13 protein-coding genes and 1 pseudogene are annotated in these 12,681 nt (G+C 35.6%); 4 read left to right on the top strand and 10 right to left on the bottom strand.

Going from position 1 to position 12,681, the window contains the following annotated elements:
- Nucleotides 1-971: 971 nt before the first annotated feature.
- Entirely contained in the window at nucleotides 972-1,667 is a 696-nt protein-coding gene (locus ACFOUV_RS17400; protein ID WP_379498049.1) for a response regulator transcription factor, read from the bottom strand.
- A gap of 353 nt (nucleotides 1,668-2,020) precedes the next feature.
- Here ACFOUV_RS17400 and ACFOUV_RS17395 point away from each other — a divergent pair, with 353 nt between their 5' ends.
- Complete coding sequence (locus ACFOUV_RS17395; RefSeq protein ID WP_379498048.1) at nucleotides 2,021-3,520, top strand: aldehyde dehydrogenase family protein; 1,500 nt, start codon at nucleotides 2,021-2,023, stop codon at nucleotides 3,518-3,520.
- Nucleotides 3,521-3,723: 203 nt separating this feature from the next.
- On the opposite strand, the gene ACFOUV_RS17390 is transcribed toward ACFOUV_RS17395, so the two are convergent.
- Both ACFOUV_RS17390 and ACFOUV_RS17385 read right to left on the bottom strand, forming a co-directional pair.
- Nucleotides 3,724-4,179, bottom strand: a complete 456-nt coding sequence (locus ACFOUV_RS17390; protein WP_379498047.1) for a zeta toxin family protein — start codon at nucleotides 4,177-4,179, stop codon at nucleotides 3,724-3,726.
- A 231-nt stretch (nucleotides 4,180-4,410) separates the two neighbouring features.
- A complete protein-coding gene (locus tag ACFOUV_RS17385) occupies nucleotides 4,411-4,995 on the bottom strand; it encodes a TetR/AcrR family transcriptional regulator (protein WP_379498046.1) in 585 nt (194 codons plus the stop codon).
- Nucleotides 4,996-5,144: 149 nt separating this feature from the next.
- Between ACFOUV_RS17385 and ACFOUV_RS17380 the strand changes: the two genes are divergently transcribed.
- Entirely contained in the window at nucleotides 5,145-5,879 is a 735-nt protein-coding gene (locus ACFOUV_RS17380) for an SDR family NAD(P)-dependent oxidoreductase (RefSeq protein WP_379498045.1), read from the top strand.
- 272 nt (nucleotides 5,880-6,151) lie between these two features.
- Here ACFOUV_RS17380 and ACFOUV_RS17375 read toward each other — a convergent pair whose 3' ends face one another.
- From ACFOUV_RS17375 to ACFOUV_RS17365, 3 genes are all read right to left on the bottom strand, one after another.
- Nucleotides 6,152-6,910 (bottom strand): SDR family NAD(P)-dependent oxidoreductase, encoded by a 759-nt coding sequence (locus ACFOUV_RS17375; protein WP_379498044.1) that lies wholly within the window; start codon nucleotides 6,908-6,910, stop codon nucleotides 6,152-6,154.
- A gap of 408 nt (nucleotides 6,911-7,318) precedes the next feature.
- Complete coding sequence (locus tag ACFOUV_RS17370; protein WP_379498043.1) at nucleotides 7,319-7,927, bottom strand: hypothetical protein; 609 nt, start codon at nucleotides 7,925-7,927, stop codon at nucleotides 7,319-7,321.
- Nucleotides 7,928-8,165: 238 nt separating this feature from the next.
- Nucleotides 8,166-8,663: an LURP-one-related/scramblase family protein gene (locus tag ACFOUV_RS17365; protein ID WP_379498042.1), complete on the bottom strand. Its 498-nt coding sequence runs from the start codon at nucleotides 8,661-8,663 to the stop codon at nucleotides 8,166-8,168.
- Nucleotides 8,664-8,860: 197 nt separating this feature from the next.
- Between ACFOUV_RS17365 and ACFOUV_RS17360 the strand changes: the two genes are divergently transcribed.
- Nucleotides 8,861-9,526, top strand: a complete 666-nt coding sequence (locus ACFOUV_RS17360; RefSeq protein ID WP_379498084.1) for a DNA alkylation repair protein — start codon at nucleotides 8,861-8,863, stop codon at nucleotides 9,524-9,526.
- A 286-nt stretch (nucleotides 9,527-9,812) separates the two neighbouring features.
- Here ACFOUV_RS17360 and ACFOUV_RS17355 read toward each other — a convergent pair whose 3' ends face one another.
- Entirely contained in the window at nucleotides 9,813-10,370 is a 558-nt protein-coding gene (locus tag ACFOUV_RS17355; RefSeq protein WP_379498041.1) for a GNAT family N-acetyltransferase, read from the bottom strand.
- A 61-nt stretch (nucleotides 10,371-10,431) separates the two neighbouring features.
- Complete coding sequence (locus ACFOUV_RS17350; protein WP_379498040.1) at nucleotides 10,432-11,070, bottom strand: lysozyme inhibitor LprI family protein; 639 nt, start codon at nucleotides 11,068-11,070, stop codon at nucleotides 10,432-10,434.
- Nucleotides 11,071-11,228: 158 nt separating this feature from the next.
- Between ACFOUV_RS17350 and ACFOUV_RS17345 the strand changes: the two are divergent.
- Nucleotides 11,229-11,660 (top strand): annotated as a pseudogene (locus ACFOUV_RS17345) (class I SAM-dependent methyltransferase); the annotation flags it as partial.
- A gap of 87 nt (nucleotides 11,661-11,747) precedes the next feature.
- Here ACFOUV_RS17345 and ACFOUV_RS17340 read toward each other — a convergent pair.
- The gene (locus tag ACFOUV_RS17340) at nucleotides 11,748-12,194 is read right to left on the bottom strand and encodes a GNAT family N-acetyltransferase (RefSeq protein ID WP_379498039.1); all 447 of its coding nucleotides are present in this window, start codon (nucleotides 12,192-12,194) and stop codon (nucleotides 11,748-11,750) included.
- A gap of 100 nt (nucleotides 12,195-12,294) precedes the next feature.
- A complete protein-coding gene (locus ACFOUV_RS17335) occupies nucleotides 12,295-12,681 on the bottom strand; it encodes an ACT domain-containing protein (protein WP_379498038.1) in 387 nt (128 codons plus the stop codon).

Raw genomic sequence — 12,681 nt, 5'->3', positions numbered from 1 at the left:
ATCAAACAAATAGAATGGACTTTAACTTATTGCTTAAATAAGTGATTTTGTAATTCATTTGGGTATCATCGATTTTTTCAATTGTTTACGTAGACAGCAATTGAACTTTTTACAACAGGTAATAGTCCCGCAACCATGTTCAATTGCCTGGCCAAAGGAATACTAACTCTCGTTTGGGAACAAAAACATTGAAAGTAAGATAATGATTCGGGAAAATCATTATCTTCTGCTATAGTCATCATAATTACCGAGGTGCATATTAGCTCCCGTGGGCGTGAGCTCTAACACTTTGCTAGCTAACTTTTACTTATACTGTTCACTTGCAATAACATTTTTTACCCTCTTTTATTATAAATTTTTATGAAATGTTCCTCTGGGAATAATCCCTCAGCTTTTTACTCCAACACAAAAAAGGCGCCGAGATAGACCCGGCGCCTTAGAATAAGGTAGTTCTGTGATTAGTATAAAATCACAGAACTACGTTTTATCATGATTTGCTTAACAAGGATGTAAAATGCCTCTGGTCACTGTTTCAGTATGAAGTTCGCTTAAAAAAGGACAGACTGGTCCCATAGTTAGCACATCTTCAATTAGCAAATATCCTTTTAATAACATTACTTTAATGAATACAGTTTCCACGGCTTTTACCTCCCTTCTTCGTTCAATGATATCTATTTTACTATTCATTTATAAAAAACAACACCTATCATTCATATTCCAGGTGGTCCATGGGGACAGCGTATAATGGCAAATAAGTCAAGCCATGTTTGACACAAATTTGAGCGACCTTAAGCCAAGCCCTCAAATTTCCATTTTTTGAAAGACTCATCTATCACAGAACTTTATGATGGGCCAGGCCAATGGGTCAGTCCCCCCGCTTCGCTATCGCTTTTACGTGGTGGGCGACTGCCTTTATTTCCCGTGCAAGGTCAACGAGACTAACCCCTTGCATCACAGAATTCGCCGCCATTTTAAGAAATAACCCCTTTTCGCAAGAGCTCTGCCACGGCTTGCGTGCGATTGTTTACATCCAGTTTTGTTAAGGCAGATTTGACATATTGGTTGACTGTTGACTCACTAATCCCCATGACATCGGCCATTTCACTGGAACTTTCTCCCCACGAGATATGTTGCATGACCTCTAATTCTCGCCTGCTTAACCTATCTATTTTTTTACTTTCGCCCAAGTTACCTAAAATGTTTCCTGATAGTCTTCCGAATAACGTGAGGGATGACAACAGCTCTTGATCAAAGGTTGTGTCATCGTCAAATGAATAACTGATGATAAAACCTACAACAACCGGGCCAGCACATAAAGGAACAATAATTGAAGAATTGACTTCCGAGGAAAATATATGCTTGCTCGTCATAAGTTTTAAAAACTCAATTCCAGTAAAATATTTGGCCTTCCTTTCTCCAATAACTGCATTGAAAACAGGTAATAACCGTACATCGTCTCGTTCGCTTCTTATATGAACAACTTTTGAATGTGATATACCAATAATCCCTTCTGCTAAATAACCTATAGACGAATATCTATATAGGAAAGCATCACGAATAGGGAAAATACGAGTGTAGTTTTCAAGGATTTCTATTAAAAGTTCATCTTGATTGTAGAAGCTAGTTAAATTAGATAGTGTTTCTTGGACATTTTGTTTCATCATCATAAAATCTATACTCCTTTTATCAAAAAAAGTGATTTTATCGATTCATACTACTAAAATCGGATGGCATTTTTCATCTAACGATACGAATCAAGAGTAAACTGTTATCCCTAATAATTAGGAATATACAGATTATTTATAGAAGTATAGGATTAAATATAGCACACATTCATGATTTTGTATAAACAGAATGTGGGTATGTTATTTACAATCAGTAATGTATTTTTTATGTAAAACATGAATGCGCTCGCAGATTGTAAAAGTATTAGAAGTTGAATGCTTGGAGAAATTCTAAGATTATGTAATGTCAGCTTTGAATTCAACAAAATTTATTATAATTTGAGAGGAGAATAACTTTGCCAACAACATTAGTTCCAGTAAGTAAAAATGCCACTAAATTTATCTCTACTCCTAAGAAAATGCTAATAAATGGTGAATGGGTGGAAGCTGACAGTGGTGAAAGAAAAGAAACAAGAAATCCTGCAACAGGTGAGGTTATCACAACGTTCCGAGAAGGTGGCGTGGAAGATATTGACCGTGCAGTAGCTGCGGCACGAAAGGCATTTGAAGAAGGTCCTTGGCCAAAAATGAAACCAAATGAACGAGCAAAATTGTTGCTTGACCTCGCAGATTTAATGGAAGAGAACGGCGAAGAACTTTCTCATCTAGAAACGCTTGATAATGGTGGACCTATTGGTGTCACTGCAGCGTTTGTTGATTTAAGTGTGAACAATCTTCGTTATTTTGCTGGATGGGCTACGAAAGTAACTGGTGAAACGATTCCAGTGTCCAATCCAGGAAATGTTTTTAACTATACAAGAAGAGAACCTCTTGGTGTTATCGGTGGAATCACGGCATGGAACGGTCCATTATATATGGCGATACTAAAATTATCTGCACCACTTGCAACAGGAAATACAGTCGTATTGAATCCAGCATCAAACACGCCACTGACAACTTTACGATTAGGTGAACTTATCCAGGAAGCTGGTTTCCCTGATGGAGTTGTTAATATTGTCACTGGTAGTGGTTCGAAAGCTGGTGCTCGATTAAGTGAACATCCTGATGTAGATAAGATTTCCTTTACAGGATCAACAGCTGTTGGGAAACAAATTATACAAGCAAGTGCTGGGAATGTGAAGAAAACATCGCTTGAACTCGGCGGGAAATCTGCACATATTATTTTCGCTGATGCAAATTATGAACAAGCATTAGAGAATGCTGCGAACGCTGTTTTCTTTAACTCAGGTCAAGCTTGTATTGCTGGTTCAAGGTTATTTGTGGAAAATAAGATTTACGATCAATTCATGAGTGACTTAGCAGATTACGCAGAAAAGAATTTCACAATTGGTAATGGATTTGATCAATCCGCAATGATGGGACCACTTATTTCCGCCAAACAGAAAGATCAAGTATTAGCCTATATTGATATTGGTCAAAAAGAAGGTGGAGAAGTTCTATTCGGTGGAGATGCAACCGGAAGTGAATTTGCAAATGGTCATTTTGTGAAACCAACTGTTTTAGCCAATATCACGAACGAAATGACGATTGCCCGTGAAGAAATCTTTGGTCCAGTTGTATCTGGTATGCCATTTACAGATATCGATGAAGTAATTAAACTTGCTAACCAATCTATATATGGTCTAGGTGGAGGGATTAGCACAACCAATCTTAGTAAAGCTCATCGAGTTGCCCATGGACTGAGAACAGGAAATATCTGGATTAATACGTACAATCTCCTGGATCCTGCTACACCATATGGTGGTTATAAACAAAGTGGATTAGGTAGAGAAAACGGCAAAGCAGCTATCGATATGTTCACAGAAGAAAAAAGTATTTGGGTCAATCTAGATTAGGTTTAAATTGAGGGCATTCCCCCATTACATAAAGCATTCACGTGGTGGGGGACTGGCACCTGATCTTTATTACCTTTTTTCTCTATTAAACTTATAAACGATTTTATAAATGTCAGTTTTATTCTTCTTACCCTCCTGTCTAACTTATGATTTGATATTATTTCATAGGTCCACAGGGACAGGTTCATCGTCCCGTTGTTAACCTAGGAAGCACCACAGACCTGTCCCCACCACTTTACAGGATTAAAGCGATGGGGGACAGGCACCTGATTGTCACTAATATCATAGGATTCCTTGTGAACGAAACTTGCTGCTTGCTGTGGGTTTGTTTTTTTATAAATCGTGTATTCAGGGATATATTCCTTTATTTCATCAAGGTCTATGACAGTAGCGTGTATCGATTTCGAGTGAAGTTCCTTTTCGATTATTGTTTTACCTGATGCAGTTCCTCCACCAATCAGAATTGCAATTGGCTTGCTCCCACTCTTCGGATAATCGTTTGGCTTTTCAATCATGCGAATAATTTTTTGATGCAATACATGACGGTCCTTTGTATATGTCTTATAATCAATAGAATACTTTTCCTTTGTGTCTTTTACCTTATACTTACCTCGTTGGACGTAGTTTTCCCCCTTTAAAATACGATTAAAATAGGACAATTTCATTTCCCTCAAAGTTATCACAAATCCAAAATATTTAATAAGTGTTCATAATTTCAACTGATTGGGGATTATTAGAGCAGAAAATATTCGTTTATGAAGCAATAACGGAACATTTTAGTATAGCCGGTAGAACCATTTATTTTTCTATATTTTATCCTATTCATTAGCCTGTTGTTTGTACCTAGAATATTTGTAAATCGGTATAAGCCTAACCCTCTGTCCAATAGCTCATATTTTCTTCAAATCCACGACTTGCGTATTAGAAAGGACAGTAAGTTGTTCCATCATAAACTTGGCCGAATACTGGAATTTACCTTGGATCCAATAAAAAATCAATCCTAGGGTGGCATTTGATTGATAATGTAAAAACATGTCATAATCTATTTTACTCACTGTGGATTTCACCTCAATAAAAATATCTTTGGAAAAAATATCGTAAAATAACTCCTCGATACGCTTTTTAAAATCGGAACGACTCGTATACAATGCATAAAACATCCGTTTATTCTTTTCGATATAATCAAATATTTGAACGGTTGTAGGCGGTAATGGTTTTATATTAATCGTATTATTATTTTTAAATGGGATTAAAATGGCTTCTCTTAACCCTTCTAACACATCACATAAAGCCTCTTCTAGAAACTCTTCCTTATTTGAGTAGTGGGCGTAAAAGGTAGCTCGATTCAAATCTGCATATTGCGCAATCATGGTTACTGTAATTTCATCTTCCGAGTACTCTTCAATTAAATCAATATAAGCATTTATCAAAGATAGTTTCGTCTTTTTAACTCTTCGATCGATTCTAATTTCCATATGTCCAGCTCCTATTAGTGTAATACCTAACAATATTAGTATAACTGTTGTTAAAGCTTCATTTGAAGTAATTTTGTTTATCAAATTTTTCCCAATAGATGTTAAATTGGAGTTGTAGAAATAAACATACGTATGAGGAGGAATATTTTATGAGACTAGAAAACAAAATTGCTGTAGTAACTGGAGCTGCCTCTGGTATTGGGTATGGAATCGTAGAGAAATTTGTTAAAGAAGGCGCAAAAGTTGTTGCTGGGGATATAACAGACAATGTTTTTGATCTTGAAAAAACGTTTGGTGACAATGTAAAATCTGTAAAGACCGATGTCTCAAAAGAAGCAGATGTAAAAAACCTTATTGAAACAGCAGTAAATACGTTTGGCAAACTCGATATCTTATGTAACAATGCAGGTATTATCGGAGCTTATGCAAACATTGATGAATATACAGAAGAGCAGTGGAATAAAGTAATTAGCATTAATATAAATGGTCCGTTCTTTGGTATAAAACATGCTGTTCCTTATATGAAACAAAATGGCGGTGGTTCCATTGTAAATACCGTTTCTATTTCATCTAAACATGCTACTCCAGGATCACCAGCTTATGTTACTTCAAAAGGTGCCGTTCAAATGTTAACGCGTCAAGCTGGTCACGATTATTCTCGTGATAACATTCGTGTCAACGGAATCTCTCCAGGTGTGGTTAATACTGGTATTTTAAAAGATGTAGACGATGACATGTTAAAAGTATACTCCGAAGCCATTCCGATGGGAAGAATTGGTGAACCTTCTGAACTTGCAAATGTCGCTTGTTTCTTAGCATCAGATGAAGCATCTTATGTGACTGGTCAAACTTACATTGTTGATGGTGGAAAAGATACGATTTAAAATTTCTACTATAAATATGTCGTTTTTAATTTTAATGAAATCCCTATATATAGGTTACTTTAACGGTTTACAGGGTCAGTCCCCCACCTCACTAATATTTTAATGTTAATGCAGTGGGGGTCTGATCCTATTTATCCAGCTGTCACTGATACTTATATTTTTTCTTGAATATATTTTAAATGTTTTATTTGTAAAAGGGAATCTAATTATATTTGTTTAATCAATATGTCTATACACACAAAAAAACGCTTGAAACCAAGCGTTTTTTGTTATCATTGTGCAATCGTTCCACCATCAACAACCAGTTCCGAACCAGTCATAAAGCGAGATTCATCTGAAGCTAAAAATAAAACTGGATAAGCTATATCTTTTGGTTCTCCAGAGAAACCTAAAGGAATAGTAGATTCCATTTGCTTCCTTCCTTCATCATCAAGCGCACTTTCAGACATTGGGGTCGTGATAAGACCAGGATGAACGGAATTGACTCTTATTCCATCTTTTGCAAGATCTAACGCCACTGATTTTGTTAAAGCTCTCGTTGCACCTTTCGACGCTTGATATGGTACACCGCCTTGGTTCCCTACTATCGCTGCAATAGAAGAAATATTAATAATGGAGCCTGAACCATTTCTTCTCATATGAGGAACAACTTCTTTTATTCCTAAAAAGTTACCAACAACATTAATATCTTGAACAATTTGCCAATCTTCTAAGCTAAAATCTAAAACATTTGAACTCAATTTTCCAGCAATACCCGCATTATTTACTAAAATATCAATTGTACCAAATTTATTTATAGTTTCTTCGACAACTTCTTTCCAACTCTCTTCAGTCGATACATCGTGTTTTAATCCGATGATTCTTCCTTCATACTCTTCGTTAATCTCTCTTACGGTGTTTGCAAGTAATTCTTCTTGCACGTCGGTTGCTACAACATAAGCCCCTTCTTTCGCAAATAGTCTTGCTTCTTCCGCACCTTGTCCACCTGCTGCACCTGTAATAATTGCTACTTTATTTTCTAATCTTTTCATATCTTTTCCTCCCTTTTCGTTAAGATTTTACGGCTTGTCCGATTGTCTCTACTCTAATCTATGACCGCTTTTAAATAATATGACTATTTATATCACTTCTCTACGGTGGGTAAATGGTGGAAAAGATAACTCTTAAACCTTTACAATCCCTAAATTGGCCACTTTAGCAATTTAGGGATTGGTTATGGGGTCAGTTACCACTTTGATGTCACTTTCATGCTGGGAACTGGCACCATTTCCTAGGACAAATTAGTAATTATGATGGATTACATACTGCAGCTTAAATTATAAAAGATATTAAGATTATGTAATACCTGCAAAAATTCTCTCGACACAAGTGTTGAGGGGATAATTATTAGTTATTATTTTGTTGCTCCACTGATACTTATTACAGGACATTTCCACGAATTAAATCTTCAGGCGATAAGTATCATCACTATTTTGCGGTCTTCTAACAGCCCATGGCATTGCTTGGACGCCTCCATGTTTATCGAACAATTTTGATTCCAGTTCATCACATTTGTTCACTGGGCAGTGTTGGAAGATCATTTGGATTCGATCTCTATTATTTTCGTTGATATGTTGGTTTAAACCACAATGTTGATTGAGACCGTAATATTGTTGCATTCTTTTTTGGACTCCAATTTTTGCACTACCAACTTTCTTAATACTGCCGTCCATTTTCAATATGTAGACACCAGGCTTATTTAAATATAAGAATGGATTTGCCATACTCTTTAATGATGTGGATCCCGTTTCCACACTTCTTGGACTTCCTGAATTTGTACTTTTTCCTCTTTGATTCCCTTTGATTTGATTTAATTTTGCTTTTGCTTCATTTACTTTTTTAGCGTATGCTGCATCTTTCATTTTATCTGATCTTTGAGCAGCATTAACTTTTCGTTCGTATGTTTGTACCTGTCTATTTGCTTTTCTTTGTAATTCTGCTTGCTTCTTTGATGATTCCTCTATAACAGCTGAAGCAATCTTTCCAACCACATCAAAAAATCCCATCATTTCGTCTCCTATTCAATTGTAAGTTAAAGGTCTTAGGTAGTTCATACTAAATACTATTCGACATAATACTTCCTTTTTCCTGCTTGTAAGTCCATGGGGACAGATTTTTTCGAACAATTATCCCCATAATAAAAAGCAGGAAATCCACACATGATTCCCCGCTTGTTGAATGTTATTTCAATGATTATTTATCCGTTTTAATTTCTAACTAAAACCTATCTGCATTTCAATCCCTACATTAAGGAGCCGCCACTGCGGACGCGGATGCTTGATCAGCTTTCACACAATCAACGGCGACTACGAGCGCAATAACGAGAGTCTCCATCTCTTCGTTGAGTACTTGAAGCTTATAGCTATCTCCCCAAGTGAACCATTCTTTGCTCACCTTCCCAACGACTTCACCATGCTGGTACACCTCAAAGTTCATGTCCCACCAATTGCCATGTACTTCAATCCCCGCCGAATCAATCGTATAACGTGCTTTAAAGAAAGAAAACTCCTTCTTAATCGTTAACACTTCTTGGCCATTCACCTCAACCAAAAACTTTGGTAAAAAGCTGAACACCTTTTTTGTAATACGTGCAACTTCATCACTTGCATTATTTCTAATAGAGAAAGTCTTTGGAACCTGCATAAAACTGCCCTCAACAAAATAAACATCCTTCTCCTGCTGATCTTTTACCGTAAACTTACTACTTAGACTGAATACCTTCTGCTTTATATAAAGTTGTTTCATACGATGCCTCCTTCATTAATAGATATTGCTACTATATAATTTCATTCGGATTCTGTTAATTCTTATACGATTATCAATTGATAAAAGTTTCTATATGCCAGGGAAAAGTTCCAAAATTAATTTAATAGAGTTCTTGTAGTACAATGAAAGTAGTCCGTAAAACGAAATGTAAGGTGGCAATAATGATGACTGATTCAATAAATTCATACGTTCAAGAACTTGTAACGATGTATTCAAAACATACGGATGTTGAATTTGCTAGATGGTCTAAAAACTATTTAAGAAACCAATTCGACTTCTTGGGTATTCGAACCCCTATTCGTCGAAAATTAACGAAACAATTTATAAAAGAAAATGGATTACCTCAAAAAGATGAGCTGAAAGATGTCATCCTTACGCTCTGGGATCTTCCAGAACGGGAATATCAAAAAGCAGCCCTTGATATTCTCGAAGTGTCCAAAAAGGAATTAACCAAGGACGATATGGTTTGGTTATCCAGTTTGATTGTTAAAAAGTCGTGGTGGGATACGGTAGATGTACTTTCTCCTCATATAATGGGATATCTATTTTCCATTCAGCCTGAACTTATCCCTTCATTTGCGGATAAATGGATTGAAGATGATAATATTTGGTTACAGAGGTCGGCCATATTGTATCAGCTAAAATACAAAGATAAAACAGATGAGGAACTGCTATTCCGCTACATTTTAAGACGAGCAACTAGTGATGATTTCTTTGTACAAAAGGCAATTGGATGGATACTTCGTGAATATGCCAAAACTCGCCCCGAGAACGTAAGCGCATTTGTTACGGACCATTACTTAAAACCACTTAGTAAGCGAGAAGCTTTAAAACATTTTTAAGGCATCATTATATCTTGCGCTAGATTATGGGTCGGTCCATGGGGACAGGTTTACTGGTCGGGCCCACGTGGATAGGATTATCATAACGTAATGTTATTTTATATACCATATTATGAAAACCGTAGTATTCTGAAATAATTATTATAAAGAGGAGTAGGAATTTGGGATGTTTTTTAAGTCTACTATATAATAAGGGGGAAAAATTGATCGGTCCAAGAAACCTGTCCCCACGGTCCACGATTGTGGAACACATAAAATAGCATCTGTCCGCCACTTTGCTATCGCTTTAACGGGGTGGCAGACTGACCCATTGCCCATTTCTTTCCATCCATTCCTTTTCTAATACACTCATTTCCCATGAACTCCAGTATTCATCCCCATTTTTTGCAGAGTCTCTAAGCAATCCCTCTTTTATAAATCCAACTTTTTCATAACAGGATATAGCAGCAACATTAAAGTCATAAACTCCTAGACTTATTCGATGTAAACAAAGTTCATCAAAAGCAATAGTAAGGATTTGCTTTATCATTTGCTCCCCTATTCCTTTGCCTCTTGCGTTTTTGTCACCAACTAATACTTTACCTATCCGTGCAGATCTATTTTTCCGATCAATTCTCCCTAAAGAAATGTGACCAATAACAGCTTCAGTTTCTTTATCTACTACTTTGTAAACCAACGTATCTGAGCTATCACTATTGGCATTCTCCATATATTTTTCTAACTGGTTTACCGTTAAGGGAAAGTCAAATGCAGGCCCTCCCCACTGACGTAAAAGCTCTGGGGTTTCTATCCAATTGATAAGTTGCTGAAAATCCGATGTCTCGAAATATTCTAATTGAATCATATTAAAATTATCCTCGTTTCTTTTATTCAAATTATGTATCGTTTCCGAGCCCTATCGAAAATTACTTCATATAATCTGCAACCAACTCATAGCATCTTTCTTCTGTAAGATTTGCTAGCACAGACACATATTCCAAGTGCTCCTGCGTACCGCCTTTATATTTTAGCGATGCTTCCAATGCTTGATCATCTCTATATTGTATCCAATTTCGTTGTTCCTCTCTTAATTGGTTCATCTCATTTGGCAGTAGTTGCTCCTTTAAAACTCCATAAATTTCATTCAACAATCCATCCCATAGATCCCATCTATCGTTTTCCACTTTTTTCAAAGCGAATGTCGAAGAATCTGTTGGTTCCAATTCTTCCGCTTCTATTTTAGTATTGTTTAATTTTTCGAGATACGCTTCCTTCAGACTCTCAGTAGTATTATCAGTAGATGGATTTTCTTCTTTTTCGGATACATTGTTTGACGTATCCTCTTTTTCATTTACATTATTAATGTCTGTTTCACTGGTTTTTGAAGCACTTTCTGTTGAATCTACATTAGAAGAATCGTCGTTTGTGTCTTGAGATGAATTGTTATTTTGTGACTGATTGTCCAACTTAGCACTTGATTCATTAGATGAGTTTTCACAAGCTGCTAATAAAATTACGAACACGAAAGTAACGATTGCTATTAAAATTTTTCTATTACTTTTCATAAAATAGTCCTCCTCTTATAACGAAAAATTCTTATACGTAATAACAGTTCGTTATCAATTTTTAATTTCTATTATTTCCTCTTTCAATTATAATCTAATTAATAGAAATATACAGCATATTTGGATGTACAATTTGACGAGTAAGGGAGAAGTTAAATATGAAAAAAAACCAAGGTGTGAAGGACACTTGGAATGCAAGTTTATATGATATAAAATATTCATTTGTTTCAAATTATGGGGATAATCTAATTGAATTATTAGCTCCAAAAGCAGGCGAGAAAATTCTTGACCTTGGCTGTGGTACAGGTGATTTGGCTAAGAGGTTGTATGATCAAAATGTAAATGTTATAGGGGTAGATAAATCTAAAAATATGGTTTTGCAAGCAATGCGTAAATACCCAAATATTAAATTTATGGTTCAGGATGCGACAGACCTGGAATACAATAATGAATTTGATGCGGTTTTCTCTAACGCTACACTTCATTGGGTAAAGCCGCCAATGCAAGCACTCCATTCCATATGAGAGTTTAAAACAAGGTGGAAGATTTATTGCAGAATTGGTGGCAAAGGAAACGTTCAAACTATCACAACCAATCATATATTATCTCCCTTTATGTTTTTTTGTTGTTTCTTTCTTGCTCAAGTCTTGCACCATAGTTGAATAACCATTTAAAGGCTATTCAGCTAAATCTAATTCATAATGAAAAAATTGAGAATCCTTTTTGTATCCACTTTTTTCATATAATCGTTGAGCAGAATAATTATCTTGTGCTGTACTAAGACTAAGGCTTTTAGCACCTGTTTCAATTGCGTATTCTTTTGCTTTATCTAAGAGCATTTCTCCTACTCCTTGTTTTCTTGCTTTTGTATCAACATATAAGTCATTTAATATCCAAGCTCTTTTCATAGATATAGATGAAAATGTAGGATAAAGTTGAATAAATCCGATATAGTTTTGCTTATCTTTAACAACAAATATAACGGACTCCTTGCTTTCTATACGTTCTTTTATGTAAGTTTTAGCACCTTCCATATCAGTTTCTTGTTGGTAAAACATCCGATACAAATTAAATAAATTTGATACTCCATCTAAATCTTCAATAGTAGCTTGAAATAATTCCATAATTCCTCCACCTCTTAAACAACTTATTTTTCAAATAATCTTACGATAAACCTGGGATTTGCCATATTAATTTATTCTGCCCATTAGTGAAATAAACTTTTTAAATACTGCTAAAAGTGTGACCATCATTCTCTAATACGACTCTTGCCCTCTCAATTGAATGACTTTTAACAAGTAGGTAATCCGTATTAAAAGTTGAAATAGCAAATATACTGATTTTATTCTCGGCTAATGTATTCGCTAAAGAAGCTAATATTCCAGTTAAGCTAAAGTCTAAAACACCTTCTACTTTTATACACTTCCAATCATTTTCTACATCCTTAAATACCCCATTGGTTGGTAAACATTTGGAAGGGCACACAATTGAAAGTTCCTCATCTGTTCGGGTAATAGAAAATACAGCGCAGTTCAATGCCCATAATGGTATCGTTTCGGTTGGGGGGAATTTTATAACGGAAAAAGTTGAATCCAAAATTTTTAACTGCAT

It is taken from the genome of Oceanobacillus longus (assembly GCF_042650085.1).
Lineage (GTDB): Bacteria > Bacillota > Bacilli > Bacillales > Amphibacillaceae > Oceanobacillus > Oceanobacillus longus.
The sequence above is the reverse complement of the archived record's forward strand: the minus strand, read 5'-3'. Positions and strand labels throughout refer to the sequence as shown.